The 20,639-nt window shown below is 63.1% G+C and carries 21 protein-coding genes; 10 read left to right on the top strand and 11 right to left on the bottom strand.

Annotated features, from left to right (window positions below; translation table 11 throughout):
- The first annotated feature begins 151 nt into the window (after positions 1-151).
- The 5 genes from NKI50_RS15365 to NKI50_RS15345 all read left to right on the top strand — a co-directional run bounded on the left by NKI50_RS15365 (position 152) and on the right by NKI50_RS15345 (position 7,119).
- Positions 152-934, top strand: a complete 783-nt coding sequence (locus tag NKI50_RS15365) for a 3-hydroxybutyrate dehydrogenase (RefSeq protein ID WP_023721008.1) — start codon at positions 152-154, stop codon at positions 932-934.
- Positions 935-960: 26 nt separating this feature from the next.
- Positions 961-2,091, top strand: a complete 1,131-nt coding sequence (locus NKI50_RS15360) for a patatin-like phospholipase family protein (RefSeq protein ID WP_023721007.1) — start codon at positions 961-963, stop codon at positions 2,089-2,091.
- A 379-nt stretch (positions 2,092-2,470) separates the two neighbouring features.
- Entirely contained in the window at positions 2,471-3,682 is a 1,212-nt protein-coding gene (locus tag NKI50_RS15355; protein ID WP_023721006.1) for an efflux RND transporter periplasmic adaptor subunit, read from the top strand.
- A 2-nt stretch (positions 3,683-3,684) separates the two neighbouring features.
- On the top strand, positions 3,685-6,861 hold the full coding sequence (locus NKI50_RS15350) for an efflux RND transporter permease subunit (RefSeq protein WP_352717033.1): 3,177 nt from the start codon (positions 3,685-3,687) through the stop codon (positions 6,859-6,861).
- A gap of 99 nt (positions 6,862-6,960) precedes the next feature.
- Positions 6,961-7,119, top strand: coding sequence for a DUF3309 family protein (locus NKI50_RS15345; RefSeq protein WP_023678456.1), 159 nt, complete (start codon positions 6,961-6,963; stop codon positions 7,117-7,119).
- 37 nt (positions 7,120-7,156) lie between these two features.
- Here NKI50_RS15345 and NKI50_RS15340 read toward each other — a convergent pair whose 3' ends face one another.
- The gene (locus tag NKI50_RS15340; protein ID WP_352717031.1) at positions 7,157-8,134 is read right to left on the bottom strand and encodes an SDR family oxidoreductase; all 978 of its coding nucleotides are present in this window, start codon (positions 8,132-8,134) and stop codon (positions 7,157-7,159) included.
- Between the two features lie 92 nt (positions 8,135-8,226).
- On the opposite strand from NKI50_RS15340, the gene NKI50_RS15335 reads away from it, so the two are divergent.
- A complete protein-coding gene (locus NKI50_RS15335) occupies positions 8,227-9,138 on the top strand; it encodes a LysR family transcriptional regulator (RefSeq protein WP_352640161.1) in 912 nt (303 codons plus the stop codon).
- Here NKI50_RS15335 and NKI50_RS15330 read toward each other — a convergent pair.
- From NKI50_RS15330 to NKI50_RS15315, 4 genes are all read right to left on the bottom strand, one after another.
- Positions 9,096-10,277 (bottom strand): MFS transporter, encoded by a 1,182-nt coding sequence (locus tag NKI50_RS15330; protein ID WP_352640162.1) that lies wholly within the window; start codon positions 10,275-10,277, stop codon positions 9,096-9,098. The two genes, NKI50_RS15335 and NKI50_RS15330, sit on opposite strands and share 43 nt — an antisense overlap.
- 169 nt (positions 10,278-10,446) lie before the next feature.
- Positions 10,447-10,908: a cupin domain-containing protein gene (locus NKI50_RS15325; protein WP_352480892.1), complete on the bottom strand. Its 462-nt coding sequence runs from the start codon at positions 10,906-10,908 to the stop codon at positions 10,447-10,449.
- A 164-nt stretch (positions 10,909-11,072) separates the two neighbouring features.
- Positions 11,073-11,381: a DUF1244 domain-containing protein gene (locus NKI50_RS15320; protein WP_023721000.1), complete on the bottom strand. Its 309-nt coding sequence runs from the start codon at positions 11,379-11,381 to the stop codon at positions 11,073-11,075.
- A 25-nt stretch (positions 11,382-11,406) separates the two neighbouring features.
- Positions 11,407-12,204 carry an N-formylglutamate amidohydrolase gene (locus NKI50_RS15315; protein ID WP_023720999.1) on the bottom strand — a complete coding sequence of 266 codons (798 nt, stop codon included), beginning with the start codon at positions 12,202-12,204 and terminating at the stop codon, positions 11,407-11,409.
- A 285-nt stretch (positions 12,205-12,489) separates the two neighbouring features.
- Between NKI50_RS15315 and NKI50_RS15310 the strand changes: the two genes are divergently transcribed.
- The 3 genes from NKI50_RS15310 to NKI50_RS15300 all read left to right on the top strand — a co-directional run bounded on the left by NKI50_RS15310 (position 12,490) and on the right by NKI50_RS15300 (position 15,661).
- The gene (locus tag NKI50_RS15310) at positions 12,490-12,936 is read left to right on the top strand and encodes a DUF1036 domain-containing protein (protein WP_245278666.1); all 447 of its coding nucleotides are present in this window, start codon (positions 12,490-12,492) and stop codon (positions 12,934-12,936) included.
- Complete coding sequence (gene pyk, locus NKI50_RS15305; protein WP_352494178.1) at positions 12,933-14,363, top strand: pyruvate kinase; 1,431 nt, start codon at positions 12,933-12,935, stop codon at positions 14,361-14,363. Before NKI50_RS15310 ends, pyk begins: the two co-directional genes overlap by 4 nt.
- Before the next feature lie 215 nt (positions 14,364-14,578).
- A complete protein-coding gene (locus NKI50_RS15300; RefSeq protein WP_352494179.1) occupies positions 14,579-15,661 on the top strand; it encodes an NAD(P)H-dependent flavin oxidoreductase in 1,083 nt (360 codons plus the stop codon).
- Between the two features lie 67 nt (positions 15,662-15,728).
- Here the strand turns inward: NKI50_RS15300 and NKI50_RS15295 are convergent, their stop codons facing one another.
- Positions 15,729-16,328 (bottom strand): tetratricopeptide repeat protein, encoded by a 600-nt coding sequence (locus tag NKI50_RS15295; RefSeq protein ID WP_023720995.1) that lies wholly within the window; start codon positions 16,326-16,328, stop codon positions 15,729-15,731.
- Positions 16,329-16,423: 95 nt separating this feature from the next.
- A complete protein-coding gene (gene ykgO / locus NKI50_RS15290) occupies positions 16,424-16,549 on the bottom strand; it encodes a type B 50S ribosomal protein L36 (RefSeq protein WP_006327841.1) in 126 nt (41 codons plus the stop codon).
- A 236-nt stretch (positions 16,550-16,785) separates the two neighbouring features.
- Here ykgO and NKI50_RS15285 point away from each other — a divergent pair, with 236 nt between their 5' ends.
- Positions 16,786-17,208: a lysozyme inhibitor LprI family protein gene (locus tag NKI50_RS15285; protein WP_352717028.1), complete on the top strand. Its 423-nt coding sequence runs from the start codon at positions 16,786-16,788 to the stop codon at positions 17,206-17,208.
- Positions 17,209-17,278: 70 nt separating this feature from the next.
- Here NKI50_RS15285 and NKI50_RS15280 read toward each other — a convergent pair whose 3' ends face one another.
- The 4 genes from NKI50_RS15280 to NKI50_RS15265 all read right to left on the bottom strand — a co-directional run bounded on the left by NKI50_RS15280 (position 17,279) and on the right by NKI50_RS15265 (position 20,633).
- Positions 17,279-18,355, bottom strand: a complete 1,077-nt coding sequence (locus tag NKI50_RS15280) for a 5-(carboxyamino)imidazole ribonucleotide synthase (protein ID WP_352640164.1) — start codon at positions 18,353-18,355, stop codon at positions 17,279-17,281.
- Entirely contained in the window at positions 18,352-18,849 is a 498-nt protein-coding gene (gene purE / locus NKI50_RS15275) for a 5-(carboxyamino)imidazole ribonucleotide mutase (RefSeq protein WP_352640165.1), read from the bottom strand. The genes NKI50_RS15280 and purE overlap by 4 nt, the downstream gene beginning before the upstream one ends.
- Before the next feature lie 99 nt (positions 18,850-18,948).
- A complete protein-coding gene (locus NKI50_RS15270; protein ID WP_352717025.1) occupies positions 18,949-20,154 on the bottom strand; it encodes an aminotransferase class V-fold PLP-dependent enzyme in 1,206 nt (401 codons plus the stop codon).
- A gap of 17 nt (positions 20,155-20,171) precedes the next feature.
- Positions 20,172-20,633 (bottom strand): RidA family protein, encoded by a 462-nt coding sequence (locus tag NKI50_RS15265; RefSeq protein WP_023678474.1) that lies wholly within the window; start codon positions 20,631-20,633, stop codon positions 20,172-20,174.
- Positions 20,634-20,639 lie beyond the last annotated feature (6 nt).

Here is a 20,639-nt window from a genome sequence, read left to right as displayed (position 1 = left end):
CAGACACTCTCTCGTCAAGGTGAGAGAGGTCCTCATGACAAAAATTTCATGTCATTGCTCCACACATCCGCTGTTCTTGGGTGGCAGAGAGCCTATATGCTGCAGTGCAGCATGGTTCCGCGGGAGCCCGCCTCGAAAGGAATAAGCCGCCTTGACCGCCAGAAAAACCGCCATCGTCACCGGTTCCACCTCGGGCATCGGCCTGGCCATTGCCCACGCGCTCGCGGCCGAAGGCTGCAACATCGTCGTCAATTCCTTTTCCGACACCGCCGACGACCACGCCATCGCCGACGCAATTGCGAAACACCACAAGGTCCAGACCGCCTATGTCAAGGCTGACATGTCGAAGCCGGCCGAGTGCCGGGCTCTGGTCATGAAGGCAGCCGAGACATTCGGCTCGGTCGACATCCTGGTCAACAATGCCGGCATCCAGCATGTCGCGCCGGTGGAAAGCTTCCCGATCGAGAAGTGGGATGCGATCATCGCCATCAACCTGTCATCGGCCTTCCACACCATCGCCGCCGCCATCCCGTTGATGAAACAGGCCGGTGGCGGCCGGATCGTCAACGTCGCCTCGGCCCATGGGCTGGTGGCCTCGCCGTTCAAGTCGGCCTATGTCTCGGCCAAGCACGGCATTATGGGCCTGACCAAGACGGTCGCCCTGGAACTGGCGCGCGACAAGATCACCTGCAATGCCATTTGTCCCGGCTATGTGCTGACGCCGCTGGTCGAGGCGCAGATCCCCGACCAGATGAAGGCCAACAAGATGGACCGCGAGACTGTGGTCCGCGAGGTCATGCTCGAAAAGCAGCCGACCAAGGAGTTCGTCACCGTCGAGCAGGTTGCGGCGGCGGCAGTGTTCCTGTGCTCGGATGCGGCAGCGCAGATCAACGGCACGCACATCTCTGTCGATGGCGGCTGGACCGCTCAGTGAGCCGTCCAGCGGTCAAGGGTCACGCCATGCCGAAAAACGGCAAGGCGGAGGAGCCAAAGAAGATCAACATCGCGCTGCAAGGCGGGGGTTCGCACGGGGCGTTTTCCTGGGGCGTGCTCGATCGGCTGCTCGAGGACGGGCGCCTCGATATAACGGCGGTTTCGGGCACCAGCGCCGGCGCCATGAATGCCGTCGCGCTGGCCGACGGCTTCGTTCGCGGCGGCGTCGAGGGCGCACGGCGGAAACTTGATGATTTCTGGCGTGCGGTGGCGGCAAAGGGCCGCTTCAGCCCAGTGCAGCGCATGCCGTGGGACGTCGCCTGGGGCAATTGGTCGATCGAGAACACGCCCGGCTATTTCCTGTTCGATACGATGTCGCGGGTATTTTCGCCCTATGTCGCCAATCCGCTCGCCATCAATCCGCTGCGCGATGTGGTCGAACGTGAGATCGATTTCGACAATGTGCGCGCCTGCAAGTCGATGGAACTGTTCATTTCCGCGACCAATGTCGAGACCGGCCAGTTGCGTGTCTTCTCGGACGGCGAGATCGACCTCGACACGGTAATGGCGTCGGCCTGCCTGCCGCAATTGTTCCGCGCCGTCGAGATCAAGGGCGTGCCCTATTGGGATGGCGGCTATGGCGGCAACCCGGCACTGTTCCCGTTCTTCAAGACGGCGGCCACTGAGGACGTGCTTTTGGTGCAGATCAATCCGGTGGTCCGCGAAGGGACGCCGAAGAGCGCCAATGAGATCCAGAACCGCATCGACGAGATCACCTTCAATGCCGGGCTGTTGCGCGAATTCCGCTCGATCGCCTTCGTCAAGGAACTGATCGCCGCCGGCCGATTGCCGCACGGCGAATATCGCGACATCCGCATGCACCGCATCGATGCCGACGAAGCGTTCAAGGATCTGTCGGCATCGTCCAAGGTCAATGCCGAATGGGCGTTCCTTGCCTATCTGCGTGACCTCGGCCGCACCGCAGCCAGTGATTGGCTGGAAGAAAATTACGACGCCGTCGGCAAGCGGCCGACGATCGATCTGTCCGGCGAGCTCGACGACGGCTTGAAGCCGGTGCGCGGGCCGGCGCCGGGCCGGCGGGTCAAGGAGTTTCTTGCGGCGCGCAAGCAGCCCGAGGCCGCCCGCCGTCCGGCCTAGAACGATTTACCGTTTCACGGAAACGCCGAACCGCTCTATCTTTTTTGACGCAATTCCGGACGGAAAACCGTTTCACACTTTTCCTGGAATTGTTCTGGCTCCCCCGCAAAGCAGATGACATCGCAATCTGTCCAATCATCCTGACACTTGCTGCCATACCGCTGTTTTGGCGATCAACAGCCGATGCTGCAGCCGCATCTTTGCGGACAAAGCAACAATCCATCAACTTTTCTGACTATATTGCGACGCAACTTTAAGGTAGAAGCGCGCTTCGCCGATCACGGCAATTTGAATACGGCCTCGCGCGCACCCATATCGGCGACGCGCCCCAAGTAGAAGATGCGGCCTGGCCGAACCCCGCGCACTGGAAAAAATGACGATGCCGAAATTCAGGTTTCACAAGCTTGCAGCCATTGTTGTGCTCATCGGGTTCGCCGGCTGGATGGCGACAGGCGAATTCTCGTCCGTCGGCAGCGCGTCCGCCGACAACAAGCCCAAGGCAGGAGAGGTCGAGCAGCCCAAGGCCGCCGACTCAGGCAAGCCCCAAACTGGCGAACAGGGGGCTGCCAAGCCGGGGACTGCCGAGGCAGAACAGCCCAAAGCGGCCTTGCGGACGGTCGCGATCATAACCCCGCCGCGGCGCATCTATGCGCGCGCTATCCGCATTTCCGGACTGACCGAAGCCGACAAGCGCGCGGTCCTGGCGACACGCGTCGCCGGCGTCATCGACAAGCTGCCGGTCAAGCAGGGTCAGCACGTCAAGACCGGCGACCTGATCCTGATGCTTGCCGCCGAGGAAAAAATCTCGGCGGTCGACAACGCCAAGCAGCTTGTCGTGCAACGTGAGGCCGAGCTGGCTGCGGCCCTGCGGTTGATGAAAACCGGCAATCTGCCGACGCTGCAGCTCGATACGGCCCGTTCCAACCTGACGCTGGCCAAGTCGCAACTGGACGCTGCGCAAGCCGAACTCGACCGCAACGAGGTGAAGGCGCCCTTCGACGGTGTCATCGACCGGGTGCCGGTGGAGCTTGGCAGTTCCGTCATGCAGGGCGGCGAGGTGGCGACCATTCTGAAGCTCGATCCGGTGATCGCCCGCGGCGAAGTCAGCGAGCGCGATCTCGGCTATCTGAAGATCGGTGACGAAGCCAATGTGCGCCTGGTCAGTGGCCAGACCGTCAAGGGTACGGTGCGCTACATCAGCCGGGATGCATCTTCGGCAACCCGTACCTTCCGGGTTGAAGTCGCTATCCCCAATGCCGATGGGTCCGTACCGGCCGGCATGACGGCAGAAATTGCGCTCAGCGCCCAGCCGACCGACGCCGTGATGCTGCCGCGATCGGTGGTGACGCTCGGCGACAAGGGCGACCTCGGCATCCGCGCCGTCGACAAGGATGACAAGGTCGTGTTCTTCCCGATCGACCTGGTCGACGACACGCCGACCGGCCTGGTGCTCGGCGGCATTCCGGCCGACGCCCGCATCATCGTCGCTGGCCAGGAGCTGGTGAAGGAAGGCGAAGTGGTCAAGCCGGTCGAGGCCGACCAGGCGACCATTCAAAAGCTGTTGGGCGAAGCGACGACCGGGACGCAGTAATCATGGACATCGTCAAACTTGCAATCAGCAATGCCCGGCTGACCATTGCGGTCCTGGTCTTTCTCATCCTTGCCGGTGCGGTCGCCTACCAGTCGACGCCGAAGGAAGCGGAACCCGACGTTCCGATTCCGATGATGTATGTCAGCCTGATCTACCAGGGAATCTCGCCGGAAGACTCCGAACGCCTCCTGCTGCGGCCGATGGAAGCCAAGCTGAAGAGCCTGAAGGGCCTCAAGGAGATGCGCTCGGCCGCCTTCCAGGGCGGCGGTTATGTGCTGGTCGAATTCCAACCACAGACGGATCTCGCCACCGCGCTGCAGGACACGCGCAGCAAGGTGCAGGACGGCAAGGCCGACCTGCCGCAAGCGGCTGAGGAGCCCGTGGTCTCCGAGGTCAACATCTCCGAGTTCCCCGTCCTGGTCGTGACGCTGTCGGGCGAGGTGCCCGAGCGCGTGCTGACGGCGGCGGCGCGCGAGTTGCGCGACCGCATCGAGGAAGTGCCTGGCGTGCTCGAGGGCTCATTGCAGGGTGCGCGCGACGACCTCGTCGAAGTGGTCATCGATCCGATGAAACTTTCGTCCTACGGGCTGCAGCTCGACCAGTTGATCGGTGCGGTCGGCGCTTCCAACAGTCTTGTCGCCGCCGGCAACATCGAAGGATCCGAGGGCAAATACGCAGTCAAGGTGCCCTCGCTTATCGAGACACCAGAAGATGTGGCGGCGCTTCCGGTCGTCGCCGGCCCCAACGCGGTGGTGCAGGCCAAGGATATCGCCACCGTCCGCTCGACCTTCAAGGACGCCGAGACGGTTACCCGCCTGGACGGCAAGCCGGCGATTGCCATCGAGGTGAAGAAGCGCATCGGCTCCAACCTGATCGATACGATTGGCAAGGTCAGGGAGGTGTCCGACGCCTTCATCGAGACGATGCCGGAGGGCATGCACGTCACCTACACGCAAGACAAGTCCGTCTTCGTGAACCAGTTACTCGGCGACCTTCAGAACCACGTGATGATCGCCGTCATCCTGGTGTTCATCGTCATTCTCTACGCGCTGTCTGGCCGTGCCTCGCTACTGATCGGATTGGCCATCCCCTCATCCTTCCTGATCGGCATCCTGTTGCTGGCGATGATGGGCTACACGATCAACATGATCGTGCTGTTCAGCCTCATCCTGGCGGTCGGCATGCTGGTCGACGACGCTATCATCGTCACCGAATTCGCCGAGCGACGCATGAGCGAGGGCATGCCGAAGGAACAGGCGTTCGCGCTTGCGGCCAAGCGCATGGCCGGCCCGGTCATCGCCGCGACGATGACGCGCATTGCCGCCTTCTCGCCGCTGTTGTTCTGGCCGGGCATCATCGGCGATTTCATGAAATACATGCCGATCACGTTGATCGTGACACTCTCGGCCTCGATGCTCTATGCGCTGGTCTTCGCGCCGACGCTGGGCGCCATATTTGCCAAGGCGCCGGCTCATCACCCCGACGACAATCGCGACGGCTGGTACATGGCCGTGGTCAAGCAGGCGGTGCATTATCCCATCACCGTGCTTGTCCTTACCGTCGCGCTGTTGTTTGGCGTGGGCTACGCCTATTCGAAATTCGGCGCCGGCGTCGAATTCTTCCCGAATGTCGAGCCTGACTACGGCCTGCTCTATGTCCACGCCCGCGGCAATCTTTCGCTTGCCGAAATGGACGCGGCCACCAAGACGGCGGAAAATCGGCTGCTCGGCTGGCCGGGCGTGAAGTCTGTCTATACCCATGTCGGCAAGACGCAGGGCGGCGGCCAGGACGTTCCGGAAGACGTGGTCGGCGTGATCCAGTACGAATTCGTCGACTGGCGCGAGCGCAAATCGGCGAACTCAATCCTCGACGAACTGCGCGGCGTGATGGCCGGCATTCCCGGTGTCGACGTCGAGGTTCGCGTGCCGGAAGCCGGCCCGCCTACCGGCAAGCCGATCCAGATCAGGCTTTCGGCCGTCGATCCGAAGGGTCTTGACGACAAGGCCCGCGCCGTCGCCGCGCGCATTACCAAGGTGCCCGGCGTCATCGATATTTCCGATGGCCTGGCGCCGCCCGGCGTCGATTGGGCGCTCGAGGTCGATCGCGCCAAGGCGGCGCAGTACGGCATCAGCCCGACCGCGGTCGGAACGGTGGTCCAACTGGTGACCAACGGGCTGAAGCTCAGCGAGTACCGCCCCGCCGGCGCCGACGATGCCGTCGACATCAGACTGCGCCTGCCCGAGGATCGGCGCACGCTGTCGACGCTCGACGAACTCAGGGTTCAGACCGCGCAAGGCTCGGTGCCGATCTCGAACTTCGTCGTACGCAAGCCGGAGCCGACGGTCGGTATCCTCAATCGCATCGACGGCGCGCGAACGGTGGTCGTCCAGGCCAACGTCGCTGCCGGCGCCCAGGTGGCTGCCGTCCAGCAGGAGGTCACCAAAGCTGTCGCCGACATGAACCTCGGCAGCGGCATTCGCTGGAAGCTTGCCGGTTCCAATGAGGACAGCGCGGAGGCCGGGGCCTTCCTCAGCAAAGCCTTCGGTGCCGCGATCTTCCTGATCTTCATTGTGCTTCTGGCGCAGTTCAACAAGTTCACCAGCGTCTGGCTGGTGCTGTCCTGCGTGGTCATGGCGACGATCGGCGTGTTCCTAGGGCTGCTGCTGACGGGAGAGGCATTCGGCATCGTCATGTCGGGCATCGGTGTCATCGCGCTGGCCGGCGTGGTGGTGAACAACAACATCGTGTTGATCGACACCTATGACCGGTTGCGCGAAGAGGGCTGGGACAAATACGAAGCCGTTCTGCAGACCTGCCGCGAACGTGCCCGCCCGGTGGTGCTGACGGCGGTGTCGGCGATCCTCGGCGTGCTGCCGATCGCTTTCGGCCTCGGCCTCGAAATCTTCCATCACGAGACGACGATCAACGCGCCGTCGACGCAATGGTGGATTTCGCTGTCGTCGGCGATCGTCTTCGGCCTGTCCTTCGCCACCGTGCTGACGCTGGTGGTGACGCCGTCAATGCTGATGGTGTTCACCCGCGCCAAAGTAAAACCCAGTGCGCGTCGGGGCTGGTTCAGTCGCCTGTTCGGGCGCGGCAAGGCCGAGATCTCCTCGGAAGGCCTGGAGGCCGATCTGGGCGCCGAACCGGCGATCGCCTTCCCGAAGGCCGCCGAATAGAGGCTGAATCGCCGTCCTGATCAAGCAAAGGCCGCCCGGGAACAATGGGCGGCCTTCTGCATTGTTCCGTCATTGCAACCTCAAAGCGAGGATTTTCTGATGACGATAAGCACCATTCTCATCATTATCCTTATTCTTATCCTGATTGGCGCGGTTCCGGCGTGGCCGCATTCGCGGTCCTGGGGTTACGGACCATCCGGCATCGTCGGCGTCATCCTGATCGTTGTCCTGGTGCTGCTGTTGATGGGCCGGATCTGACCGCAATCATTGGTCCCCGACAAGCGGCGGATGACCGTCAGGCCATCCGCCTTTTTTCAGATTGCTTCTGCGCTGCCTTCACCGTGGCGATACCGATGTCTTCAAGCGCTTCCGACACTGCATTTTCCAGCGGCGTGTGGGGGATCGCACCGATAATGCCTTCAAGCCCGCCTGAAACCAGCCGGTGCGGCTCGAAGCGGAGATAGGACATCGAAACGATCTCGCGCCACATCGCCACAAACGGGCTGCCGGCACGCAGCACCCACCACGGCATCGACGTCAGTTTCAACGTGCGCCCGAGCGCCTTCTCAGCGGCCGCCTTGATCTCGAGATCGGTCACCGCATGGCCGGGAAAGTTCAGCGCCTCGTAGGAGCCGAGCTTGTCGAGATTGTCGGCCAGTCCGACGAAAGCCTTGGCCAGTTCGGGCAGATAGGCCCATTCATGCACGAGATCGACCGGCCCTGGGGCGGTATAGACGCCCTTGGTCATCTTGGCGGCAACGACCAGATCGAACCACGATCCGCTGCCGGTGCCGCCGAAGAAGTCACCGGCGCGCAGCAGGATGGTGCGCACCCGACCCGCGTCGGCCTCGCGGCGAAACAGGTCTTCCATGGCAACGCGGATGCGGCCCTTTTCCGTCGTCGGACGAAACGGCGTGTCCTCGGCGATCACCGCCGGCATCGGCGAGCCGTAATTGTAGACGGTGCCCGGGAAGAGATGCAGTGCGCCATTCGCCCGGCAGGCAGCCATCACATTCTCGGCCATCGGCAGGCATTTGCTCCAGTCGGTGTAGAGCGGGTTGAGGCCGTTGAAAATGATATCGACGCCTTCGGTCGCGCGGATCAGCGCAGCACGGTCGAGCGCGTCGCCGGCGATCGCCGTGGCGCCTTTGAGTTCCGCCGGCACCTTGCCGCTGCGGGTGACGGCACGGACATCGTAGCCGGCATTAATGAAGGCCTTGGCCACCGTGCGGCCGAGCCGGCCATTGGCGCCGAGAATTGCCATCTTGGTCATTGTTTGTCTCCATGTTTGCGTATGACCCAATATGATCTCCTCGCAAACGAATGGAAATTGACGAAAGCTGGTGGTCTGATATTCAATTTTGAATGGATATAGACTGGAACCTGATCAAGAGTTTCGTCACGGTGGCGGAGACCGGGAGCCTGTCGGCCGCCGCGCGAAAGCTTGCCGCAAGCCAGCCGACACTCGGCCGCCACATCGCCGAGCTGGAGCAGGCGCTCGGCGTCACCTTGTTCCGGCGCGGGCGGCGCGGCTATGCGCTCACGGAAGCGGGCAGCACGCTTTTTGAACGGGGCCGCGCGGTGAGCGAGCAGGCGAGCGCATTTTCGCTGCTGGCCCTGGGATCGGTCGAAGCGATCGAGGGCACGGTGCGCATTGCCGCCAGCGAGGTGGTGGCGGCCTATGTGCTACCCGAGATGACGGCGCGGCTTGCCGTCGAGGAACCCGGCATCGAGGTTGAGATCGTCGCTTCGAACCAGGCCGAGAATCTGCTGCGTCGCGACGCCGACATTGCCATCCGCATGGTCAAGCCGGCGCAGAATGAACTGGTCGCGCGCAAGGTGACCGACATTCCGCTCCGCGCCTGCGCGGCAAAATCCTATCTCGACCGGCGTGGCCGTCCGCGCGAGGCCCGCGATCTTGCCGAGCACGATCTGGTCGGCTTCGATCGCAGCGATGAAATCATTCGCGGCTTCGCTCAATTCGGGGTTCCGCTCAACCGCAATGCCTTCCGCTTCAGGACCGACAACCACATAGTTTTGTGGGAGGCACTGCGGGCGGGAAACGGCATCGGCTTTGGCCAGCAGCCGCTGGCCGAGCGCGATGCACTGGTGGAAATCGTGCTGCCGGACCTCCCGCTGCCGACGCTGCCGGTGTGGCTGGCCATGCACCGCGACGTGCGTACCAGCGTCCGCATCCGCCGCGTCGCGGATTTCCTCTACGAACAGTTCAAGCGCTATTCAGCCGGTGCAGGCTCGGCAGCAAATTCGGCGCGGTGAGCGAGCCCGGCCATCAACAGCACGACTATCAGCAACCCGGACAGAGCGACGAAGATCGGGCCGAAGCTCGAGTGTTCGGCGATGAAGCCGATCGCCGAAGGCGCCACCAGGATGCCTGAGTAACCCATTGTGGTGACGACGCTCATGCCGGTGCCGGGCGCCATGCGCTCCTGGTTGCCGCCGGCCGAAAAGATGATCGGCACCATATTGGCAATACCCAGGCCGCAAAAGGCAAAGGCGGCAATGGCCAGCCACGGCGAGGGAGCCAGCCCGGCCACCAGCATGCCGGCTGCAGCGGCAAGCGCCGACGCGCGCAGCGTCGTAACGGCACCGAAACGGTTGCGGACGCCATCGCCGAGAAAGCGCATGACGGCCATGACGCCGGAAAAGGCGGCATAGGCCAGGCCTGCGATAGCAAGATCGGCGCCGAGCTCCTGCCTGAGATACAGCGCTGCCCAGTCGAGCACCGCGCCTTCGGAGATCATCGTCAGCAGCGCCATCAGCCCGACCAGATAGACAAGCGGGTTTGCCGGCAGGGCGAATTTGTGATGCTCGGCGACCGGATGCTTGTCCTCGGCGATCAGGTAGCGGATCGCTACCGCGATGACAGCAAAGGCAAGCGCCGTCACCATCGTCGCATGCGCGAGATGACCATAGTTCTGGATGGCGAAACCGCCCAAAGCGCCGCCTGCGAAACCGCCAAGGCTCCAGAAACCGTGCGAGGACGACATGATGGCGCGGGACAGCCGCCGTTCCACCGCCACCGCATTGGCATTCATGGCGACGTCCATGCCGCCGATCGAACCGCCGAAGATGAACATGGCGATGGCCGCCAGGGGCACATTGGGGGCCAGAGCCACCATCAAAAGACCGAAGCTGCCGGCAAGTCCGAACCAGCGCAGCACGGTGCGCGAGCCATGCTTCGAGATCAGATGGCCGCACCAGGTCATGGCGGTGACGGCGCCGGCGCCGAACAACAGGATCAGCAGGCCGAGCGTGAATTTGCTGATGTCCAGCCGGGTCAGGAACACCGGGATCTGCGGCGCCCAGCTGCCGGTCAGGAAGCCGTTGGCGAGGAAGATGCCGGCCACGGCCCAGCGTCCACGAATCGCGATTTGCGTGATTTTCTGCGCGTCCATCGGGTAGAATCCGGTCCGGAAATGGCTTTGCGCGGCAAATTAGATCGATTCAATTCACAGTCAAGCGCTCTTCGCCGAAAGTGCTTGGACCAGACGGCGCCACAAGGCGCCGGTGGACGCTACGTCCTCTCGTGTCGGCCAACCACCTCGGTGGTCCACTCCAAAATCTCTACGGCTCGGGATAAGGCGCGCCATCCTTGTGCACAAACCGGCCGTCGGCGTTGGTGCTCATCATGTCGATGTCGGAGCAGGTGGTTACGTCGGCGGGCCAACGCGAACCAACTTCGAGATAGATCGCAACTGCGCCCGATTTGTTGATCATGTGATGGCCGTTGCCGGAGCCTTTCGGAAAGGCCGCGCAATCACCCGCGCGCAGCACCGTCTCGCCGGCATCTTCGACGAGCGTCAGCTCGCCTTCGAGCACGTAGACGAACTCGTCTTCGTGCGAATGCCAGTGGCGCTGGCTCGACCAGTTGCCCGGCGGCAGGCGCATGAGATTGATGCCGAAGTCGGTGAGCCCGCCGGCGTTGCCCAGCCGCTGCCGCACGCGTTCGGCACAGGGTGCATCGAACGGAGGTGGATAGGATGAGCCCTTGCGTCCGGGTACGTCGGCGACGTCGATCTTAGGCACGGCAGTCCTCCCATTTGGGGCAAAAACCATTCGTGAAGGTCGTTCAGTGCGATGGATTGTGACCTGGAACGGTTCATCGTTTCACGGAAACGCCGAACCGTTCCATCCTTTTGTCTTGACGCAATTCCGGACGGAAAACCGTTCACACTTTTCCTGGAATTGCTCTAGTGGTCCCTGGGGCGTCTTGCCTCGAACTCGGCCTTCTTGGCATCGGAGGCCTCGATCTGGTTCAGTGCCTGCCACTCGGCATAGGCCATGCCGTAGATGATCTCGCGCGACTGGTCCTTGCTGAGTTCGACACCCTCGGCTTGCGCCGCATCGCGGTACCAGTTGGACAGGCAGTTGCGGCAGAAGCCGGCGAGGTTCATCAGGTCGATGTTCTGCACGTCGGAACGCTCGCGCAGATGCGCGACCAGCCGGCGGAAGGCAGCGGCTTCGAAATCGCGCTTTTGTACGTCGCTGAGTTCGGTCATGGCTTGTTGGCCTCCTTGGCCTCCATCATGCCGGCCCGGTGCGCGAGCCGAATATTTTCACTGCATGTATATCGGCACGTCGATCTATCGCGTCAACGATCGGCGCCAGCCGTTCGGCCCAGGCGAGCGCACCCTTCCGGTCGGCGATCAGGTCCTGGCGGATCTCGATAAGCGCATGGGCAAAGCCGTTGACGATAGCGTGCCTGAACATGGTATCGCCGCGCAGTGCGCCGTCATAGGGTTCGTTGTCGCCGACGACGAGGCTCTTGTCCTCGGCGAGCATGTCGATCAGCGGCCGCGCAACGCGATCGTCGAGATCCCATAATATGCCGACATGCCACGGCCGCACGAAGCCCTGCATGGTCGGTGTGAAGGAATGCACCGAAAAAATGAAGGGCGCCTGCGCTGACGCTTGCGCCACCGAGGCGATCATGGCGCCGACGGCGTCATGATAGGGGCGGTAAAAGCGATCCAGCCGTCTTTCGCGTTCCTCCGGCGCCATGGGATAATTTCCCGGGATGACGGTGCCGTCATAGAGCTGGCGAATCAGCGTTGGATCGTCCTCGCCGCGATTGGGGTCGATCAGCAGTCGCGAAAAATTGGCAAGCACCGCCGGAACGCCGAGCAGACTTGCGAGTTCGCGGGTTACAGTCTCGACGCCGATGTCGTAGGCGATGTGGCGGTCGAACTCCGCCGCGGGCAGGCCGAGGCTGCCATACTCCTCCGGCAGGTCGCGGCGGGCGTGATCGGCCAAAAGCACCATGCCGCGCTTGCGATCGCCTTCGACGATGTCGAAAGGCGCGAAAACTGTGGATCGGGTCATTGGCGGGAAAGGTCTGTTCGCTGGCTTCCGGGGAGGGTGGTACCGTCATTCCACGAAGAGAACGCTCGCGCAATGCCGTTGTTTGGCCACGGTTTCTGCCAAAAAACTGAGCAGGGGCGACCGTAAGCGCGCCAGAGCCTTCTAAATCGATTGGATTGGACAGATCGGCGCGTTGACATGCGTACGGACTTTTCCGAAAAGGGGCGTTGAGAGATGCAAATGTGGTTCTTGAGGGGTTTCGGGATGGGTTTCGCCGGCAGGCTGCGTGTGCGCCATGCCTTGGCCATGCCGCTCCTGATACCGGCCATGGGCCTTTTTGTGGTGATTTCGGCCTCGCCGGCACGCGCCGATTTCCGCGTCTGCAATGCCACGCAGAACCTGGTCGGCGTCGGCATCGGCTATCGCGCCAAAGCCGGCTGGATCACCGAAGGCTGGTGGCACATCGAAGGATCGAGCTGCAAGACGCTGATCGAGGGACCGTTGTCATCAAGGTTTTACTATCTTTATGCAGAAGACGCCGAGCGCGGCGGACGCTGGGATGGCCCGATCAACATGTGCGTGGCCGAAAAAGAGTTCAAGATCGCCGGCGTTACCGATTGCGTCGCCCGGGGCTTTCAGCGCGCCGGATTCCAGGAATATGACACGGGCGAGCAGGCAAGCTGGATGGTCCAGCTGACTGACGAGCCCGCAACGGATGGCGCTCCAGCCGCCCCGGGAACAAACAGTCAATGAGACGCAGCCGCAAGGTCAAGATCCTCGCCACCATCGGTCCGGCCTCCTCGTCCGAGGAGATGCTGAAGAAGCTGTTCGAAGCCGGCGCCGACGTGTTCCGCATCAATATGAGCCACACCGACCATGAATTGATGCGTACGCTCGTCGGCCGTATTCGTGCCGTCGAGGAGGCGGTCGGCCGGCCGATCGGCGTTCTCGCAGACCTGCAAGGGCCAAAGCTGCGCGTCGGCAAGTTCGCCAACGGCAAAGAGGTGCTGACCGTCGGTCAGACCTTCACGCTCGACGACAATCCCGAACCCGGCAATTCGACGAGGGTCTACCTGCCGCATCCCGAAATCCTGCGTTCGGTCGAGGCTGGTCATCGCCTGCTGATCGACGACGGCAAGCTCGAGCTCAAGGCGGTCAGCAGCAACGGCAAGGCGATCGTCTGCACCGTCGTCGCCGGCACGATCATTTCCGACAAGAAGGGCGTCAGCCTGCCCGACACCGACCTGCCGGTCGGAGCGCTGACGGAAAAGGACCGCCGGGATCTCGACGCGGTTCTGGCGACCGGCGTCGACTGGGTGGCACTGTCCTTCGTGCAGCGGCCCGAGGACCTGGCCGAAGCACGCAAGATCGCACGCGGCCGGGCGCTGATCATGGCCAAGATCGAAAAGCCGCAGGCCGTCGCCCGGCTGGCCGAGATCATTGAACTTTCGGATGCGCTGATGGTTGCCCGCGGCGATCTCGGCGTCGAGATGCCGCTCGAAGCCGTGCCTGGCATCCAGAAGCAGATCACTCGCGCCGCGCGCCGTGCCGGCAAGCCGGTGGTGGTCGCCACGCAGATGCTGGAATCGATGATCACCGCGCCGGTGCCGACACGCGCCGAGGTGTCGGACGTTTCGATCGCCGTGTTTGAAGGCGCCGACGCGATAATGCTTTCGGCAGAGTCCGCCGCCGGCGCCTATCCGGTCGAGGCGGTGGCGATGATGAACCGGATCGCCACCAAGGTCGAAACCGACCCGACCTATGCCGGCATCATCAACGCGCAGCGCTCGGAACCGGAAGCGACGGGAGCCGACGCCATCTCGCTCGCCGCCCGCGAAATAGCCGAGACGCTTAAGCTGTCGGCGATCATCACCTATACCGCGTCCGGCACAACCGGCTTGCGCGCCGCGCGCGAGCGGCCGCAAGTGCCGATCGTGGCGCTGTCGCCGATCCTCAACACGGCGCGGCGGCTGTCGCTGCTGTGGGGCACGCATTGCGTCGTTTCTCCCGATGCCATCGACCTCGACGACATGGTCGATCGCGCCTGCCGCATCGCTTTGGACGAAGGCTTCGGCAAGCCCGGCGACCGCGTCATCATCACGGCCGGCGTGCCGCTGAGGACGCCGGGCTCGACCAACATGCTGCGCATCGCCTATGTCGGATCGGAAGTCGGCCGCTAATGTCGGCTGCGGCTGCCGGATGGGCCGGCTGCATGGCGCGTCGTAAACGCGGCGCCAGCCCGGCGCATCGACCGCAGTCGGGTTAGGATCGACGCCGAACTCCGCCAGCTTGCATCAGCCTGTGGCCGGCCGTGAAGCGGTTCGAAGGCCCTATCCGACTTGAGCTGGAAGTCAGTTAAGGTAATCTCTCCTGGGAGAAAGAGGAGGGTGATCCAATGTGGATGCGCACTGATCTTCTGGAACTCCTCGGCATTGAACACCCGATAATCCAGGCGCCGATGAGCGGCATCACCACGCCGGAACTCGCGGCGGCAGTCAGCAATGCCGGGGCGCTTGGCTCGCTCGGATGCGGCATTCTGCCTGCGGCGGCTATCCGCGAGCAGCTCACGGCGACACAGCACGCCACCAATCGTCCGATCAACGTCAACTTCTTTGCGCACCCGGCGCCGGCACGCGATGATGCGGCAGCTCAAAGTATGCGAGACCGCCTTCGCGGCTGCTATGAGGAGGTCGGCCTCGGACCGGTGCCCGAGCCGGGCGAACCCTTCCCCACCTTCGATCGTGAGCGTCTCGAAATTGTGCTCGAGCTTCGCCCGAAGGTGGTCAGCTTCCACTTCGGCCTACCCGACACCGCAATTGTGCAGCAGTTGAAAGCCGGCGGCTGTATTGTCCTGTGTTCGGCTACCACCGTCTCGGAAGCGCGCCAGCTTGAGGCAGGAGGGGTGGACGCCATTATCGCGCAGGGATACGAGGCGGGTGGGCATCGCGGCACATTCACTGGCGACCCTGCTATCGGCACAGCCGGCACTATGGCCCTCGTACCACAGATTGTTGATGCCGTGCGGGTGCCTGTAATTGCTGCCGGCGGTATCTTCGACGGTCGCGGCATTGCTGCCAGCTTTGCACTTGGTGCATCTGGTGTGCAGATCGGCACGGCTTTCCTGGCCTGTCCTGAAGCCAATGTGCAGCCAGTCTATCGCGTAGCATTGCGCTCGGCCAACGACGAGAGCACGTCGGTGACTCGCTGCTTCACTGGCCGCCCAGCGCGCGTGGTGCGCAACCGGTTTGTGATGGAAATGGCTGGTGAGGAAGATGCTGCGCTGGCGTTTCCGCTACAGGCGAGTCTGGTCATGCCGCTTTCAATGGCAAAGGATGAAAGCAAGCGGGCTGACTTCTTGCCTATTTGGGCCGGGCAGGGCGTTGCGAAGCTGCGGGAGATGCCGGCCGCCGCCCTTGTGGAGAAACTCGTCACGGAAGCAAGCGGCATAGATCGGGCCGATAGGGGAGTAGGGGAGTAGGGGATGTGTTCCGGAGTGCATCTACACCACTCACATACTGCCTTACTCCCCTATTCCCTTACTGGTCTCAAATGCCTTCGCCGGCAAGCTCTTCGGAAAGTGCGGCGACCTGGTCCTGGGCGCTGCGCATCATCGGATAGATGCCGAGAACGCGCTGCCAGGCCTCGAGCGCCGACTGCTTGTGGCCGGTTTCGGCCATGATCTGGGCCAGGCCGGAAAGCGCGCCGAAATGGCGTGGTTCGAGCTGCAGGGTACGGTCGATGTCCGACATCGACTTCCCGTAGTTCTTCATCATGAAATGAACCGTGGCGCGCCGGTTCCAGCCTTCCGCATAGGTCGGCTGCAGGGTTACCACCTGATCGAGGAAATCGAGCGCAACATCGAATTTCTGGTTTTCAGTCGCCTTTTGCGACCATTGCATCATCAGGTCGATCGAGGCACTGCCCGACTGGGACCACTCGCTGCCGATGCGCCCGGCGATGCGCTCAGCCGCCTTTTCGTTGCGTTCGCGCTTGAGATCGGCAAACAGCTGATCGAGCCGCGCCTGTTTCGTCATCACAACCGGAGGTGCTGTCGGCCGATTTGCTGTCGGATCTTCAGCCCACGCCGGCAGCGAGACAGCGCTGGAAACGAAGAAAGCCGTGAAAAATGCAAAAAGAATCCGCATCGCGGGAATCTAGCCCCCGACGCCGGATCGTCAAACTGAATTTAGCGTGAGAGGCGTATCATGCGCACGGAGGCACGCAGCCTCCGGTCAAAAACTCAACCCTGGCGCGCCTTGTAGCGCGGAGCGGTCTTGTTGATGATGTAGACGCGGCCCTTGCGACGAACCAGCTGGTTGTCGCGGTGACGCGCCTTCAACGCCTTGAGCGAATTCTTGATCTTCATGGTCTTGCCCGTCGGTCTGGGCCCGGTCCCGGGCCGAACTATTAAGGCGCGCCCACAGACGCGCCTTTGAACTGTGCGTGGCTCATAGACGAGGAGCCTTGCCCGTGTCAACCGCAAGCGCGTTGCCTAAACGATACGGACCGTTTCGTATCATCGAAATACCCGCCAACGGCGCCTTGCGGCATTGCGCGGGCTTGAGACGGCTGGAATGATGCGGTTGCGAATTGGAGATCATCATGCGCCGAATTCTTGTGTCCGCCTGTCTTGCCGTCCTTGCGGCAGGTTCTGTTGCCCATGCGCAGGAATGCGACCGCAACGACGACAGCCAGCAGATGATGAACATCTGCGCCGACGCGGACTACAAATCCGCCGACGCCAAACTCAACAAGGCCTACCAAGAGCTCATCAGCGCAAGCGATGCAAAAGCCAGGAAGCTGTTGCAGACGGCGCAGCGCGCGTGGATCGCCTTTCGCGACGCGGAATGCAGCTATTCCGCCGCGGACAGCGAAGGCGACTCGATCTATCCGATGCTGATATCGGAATGCCTGACGCGGCTGACCGACGACCGCACCAAACAGCTCACCGCCGATTCGACCTGCGCGGAAGGCGATGTGAGCTGCGCCAGCCCCGACGAGGACGAGAGCGGCGACATCCAGTAAGCGTAGGTTCTAACTTTTGTTTGAGCATGATCGTTCCCGAAAACCGGATTCCACTTTTCGGGATCATGCTCTAGCTGCGGCGGCTCACGCGCGTGAAATGGCCCATCTTGCGGCCGGGCCGCGCCTCGGCCTTGCCATAGAGGTGCAGCATCAGATCGGGCTCGGCGAGAAGTTCAGGAACGCGCCGGATGTCGTCGCCGATCAGGTTTTCCATGACGCAGTCGAACTGCCGTGCGGGATTTCCCAGCGGCAGGCCGGCGACGGCGCGGATGTGCTGCTCGAATTGCGAGATGGTGCAGGCGGCCTCCGTCCAGTGACCGGAATTGTGGACGCGCGGCGCAATCTCGTTGGCCAGCAGCGAACCGTCGGCCAGGACAAAGAATTCGACGCCGATGACGCCGACATAGTCGAGCGCTGCAAGTATCTCGGCCGCCGCCGTTTGAGCCGCAGCCGCCGTGTCGGACTTCACCCCGGCCGGCAGCGTCGAACTGTGAAGAATACCGTTGCGATGGACATTCCAGGCCGGATCGTAGGCGGCGAGCGAACCGTCGATGCCGCGCGCGGCGATCACCGAAATCTCGCGCTCGAAGGCGACGAATGATTCCAGGATCAACGGCACGTTGCCCATCGCCTCGCAAGTGCCGGCAAAGCCGCCTGTTTCCATGTTGCGGAAGACACGCTGGCCCTTGCCGTCATAGCCCATCCGGCGCGTCTTCAATATGCCGCTGCCGTTGAACTTTTTCAGCGCGGCCGTCAGTTCCTCGTCATTGTCGACGGGGCTGAAATCCGCGGTCGGTATGCCGATGCCGTTGAGGAATTTCTTTTCCGCCAGCCGGTCCTGAGCCACTTCCAGTGCGCGTGCCGGCGGATAGACCGGGACCGTGGTGGCAAGTGCCGCGGCGGCCGCAACCGGAACGTTCTCGAATTCGTAAGTAACGACGGCACTGGCCGCAGCCAGCTCGCCGAGCGCGGCCGCGTCGTCGTAGGCGGCGACGATCTGCCGGTTGGCGACCTGTGCCGCCGGGCAGTCTGGCTGCGGCTCCAGCACGACGATGCGGTAGCCGAGGCGGGCCGCGGCCATCGCCAGCATGCGGCCGAGCTGGCCGCCGCCAATGATGCCGATGGTCGATCCGGCGGGCAGGCTCACGGCGTGTCCACGGGCTCGGCGGCCACCTTGGCGGTCTGTGCGGCGCGCCAACTATCCAGCCGGGCGGCAAGCTTTTCGTCGCTCAGTGCCAGCACCGCGGCAGCCAGAAGGGCAGCGTTGGCAGCGCCGGCCTTGCCGATGGCCAAAGTGCCGACCGGAATGCCGGCCGGCATCTGCACGATGGATAGCAGCGAATCCTGGCCGGACAGCGTCTTCGATTCCACCGGCACGCCGAACACCGGCAGTGGCGTCATCGCCGCCGTCATGCCGGGCAGATGCGCCGCACCGCCGGCACCGGCGATGATCACCTTGTAGCCGGCGGCCTTGGCGCCCTTGGCGAAGTCATAGAGCCGGTCGGGAGTACGGTGGGCCGAGACGATCAGCCGCTTGTGCGGGATGCCAAGCGCTTCAAGCGTTTCGGCGGCGTGGCGCATCGTCGCCCAGTCGGACTGGCTGCCCATGATGATGGCGACGTCGGCGCGGCGATTGTCCAAGCTTCTGCTCCCCGGCGGCAAACGCGCGCATTAGCGGAAATCGAGGGGAGCCGCAAGGATAGGAGCTTCCCGCACTCGGGCGAATGGCGCCATCGCTACCTAATCCGGCCAGCGCAAAGCCCCGGCAGACTGCTTGCGAGCGGACTTCATCGCATCCGCGGGCCGCTCAGCAGCGCTCAACACCGCCCGCAGGCGCTCGGCGACGATCTCCGCCTCGCCGGGGTGCAGATTGCACGGATCAAGGAAGAAGTGGCCGCGCTCGACCTCGTGGTTGCGAACGATAATGGGGGGCGAACCCGCCGCCAGTGCCGAGGCCAGCCCGGCGGCGGTGAACCGGCTTTCGGGCGCAACAAACACCTGCAGGCGCTCGAGAGGATTTCCGGTCGGATCGGGAATGATGTTTGCTGCGATGCCGGGCAGGCCCTGCAATGCGGTTTGCCACAGATGCAGTGCGGCTTCTTCCCGCTGGCGGATGCCGGCATGGTCGCGCCGTTCCCAGGCTTCCAGGGCCGCCATGGTGCCGGCAATGCTCTCCTTGCCGACCTTCATGGCCCGCGCAACGCCGCGGTTCTGGAGATAGGCGGCCCGCACCAGATCCTTGCGGCCGGCAACGACGCCGCTTGTCGGCCCTGAGAGAAATTTGTGCCCGCTATAGACGACAATGTCGGCGCCGCGCGCCAGAAAGCCGCGCAAATCGTATTCCGAGGCGGCGTCGACGATCACCGGCACGCCCTTGGCGTGGCAGATCTCGCAGAACTCTTCGAGCGAGAGCATGCCGTATTGCACGGTGTGGTGCGCGACGACGTAGAGGGCTGCCGCCGTCCGGTCCTGGATCGCCTCGCCTACATGATAGTCCTGCGTAACGCTGACCGTGCCGGCGGGCACTGCCTTGGCTCCGGCAAGCCGGATCGACTGGTCGATCGGCGCGCCATAATTGACGATGTGGCCAAGCTGGACGATGACCTCCGATTTGAGGCCCTCGGTGTCGTCCGGCAGCCGCTCGATCGCAAGAAGGCTGGTTCCGGTCATCGCGCCGGCAATCGCCATGGTTATGCCGCTGGCGCAGCATGCGGTGATAAAGCCGGCCTCGCCGCCGGTGAGGCGTGCAATCACCGTGCTTGCGGCGCGCTGCAGATCGTCCATCTCGACCCATTGCGAGGCGATTTCCGACATTGCGGCAATCGCTTCCGGCACGATGATCGAAGCGCCGAGCGCCGTCATCGTTCCGGAAACATTAATGATCGGGCGAAGGCCGAGCCGTTCGCGGATTGTCGTATTGGAACGGTCAGCGGCATAGGTCGTCATCTCTGTAGATCCTGTTTTCAGGCGGCGATCTCGACGACCGCCTCGATTTCAACTGTGATGTTGCCCGGCAGCGAGCCGACACCGATCGCGGAACGGGCGTGTCCGCCAAGCGTATCAAAGACGGCCGCGAAAAGATCGGAACAGCCATTCACCACCTTGGGGTGCTCGCTGAATGTCGGCGTTGCATTGACAAAGCCAAGCAGCTTGACGACGCGCACGATGCGGCCGAGGTCGCCGGCCGCGGCATGCATGACGGCGAGCAGGTTCAGGCCGGTGAGACGGGCATGCCCATAGGCCTCCTCCACGGAGACATCCTCGCCAACCTTGCCGGTGCAGAGCGCGCCATCAGCGCGCAACGGCCCCTGGCCGGAGAGGAAGATCAGCCGTCCGCTCTCGGCATAGGTGACGAAGTTGGCGATGGGCTTCGGCGGCTCGGGCAGCGTCAGGCCCAATTCCGCGAGCCGGATGTAAGGCGTCATAAAAGC

Source organism: Mesorhizobium sp. M0563 (genome assembly GCF_040321065.1).
In the GTDB taxonomy this organism is placed as follows: Bacteria; Pseudomonadota; Alphaproteobacteria; order Rhizobiales; family Rhizobiaceae; genus Mesorhizobium.
The sequence above is the reverse complement of the archived record's forward strand: the minus strand, read 5'-3'. Positions and strand labels throughout refer to the sequence as shown.